This is a genomic window from Actinoplanes couchii (assembly GCF_016862075.1).
Lineage (GTDB): Bacteria > Actinomycetota > Actinomycetes > Mycobacteriales > Micromonosporaceae > Actinoplanes > Actinoplanes couchii.
Window position 1 is genome coordinate 1 of the sequence record NZ_BOMG01000031.1, and the last position, 648, is coordinate 648.

The following is a 648-nucleotide window of genomic DNA, read 5'->3' on the forward strand; positions in this document are numbered from 1 at the left end:
ACCCGCTGTGACCCTGTCCTCAGTACCCCTGTCCGCGCCCCGTCCCTCCACTGTGATGCCGTCCACGGCGAGCGGTTTCCTGGTGGACGCCGAGGGTTCGGCTCTGCCGCTGGCGCCCGGTCACCACGAGCCCTGGTGGTTGCTGGCCGCTGCCGGAGCCGCCCCGGTCACGGTGGCGGCGGAGTGGTCCCCGGCGGGGCTACGCCCACTGGCCGCCTGGCCCGACGGCCGATTCGTCCCGGCCGGTCCCCCGATCCCGGCCCGCTCGCATTCCCCCGAATTGCCACCTGACCTGCTGACAGCCGCCCTGATCGGCACCGCCCGCCGCCCGTGGCGGGCCGCCTCCGTCCAGGTCGGCCCGCTGACGATCACCCTCCCCGACGTCCCCCCACCGATCGCCTCCGCCGACGAGCCGGACTCACCAGAGCGAACCGTCCCTCTCACCGAGCCGGACTCGCCGGAACGGACCGCCCCCGCCACCAGGTCGGACGCGCCGGAGCGAATCGTCCCCACCGCTGAGCCGGACTCGCCGGAACGGATCGCCCCTGCCGCCGGAACGAACTCGCCGGAACGAATCGCCCCCGCCGCCAGACCGAACTCGCCGGAACGAATCGCCCCCGCCGCCAGACCGAACTCGCCGGAACGAAT

1 pseudogene is annotated in these 648 nt (G+C 74.1%); it reads left to right on the forward strand.

Features of this window, described 5'->3' with window-relative positions:
* Positions 1 to 55: 55 nt before the first annotated feature.
* Positions 56 to 648, forward strand: a pseudogene (locus Aco03nite_RS52780) (hypothetical protein); the annotation flags it as partial.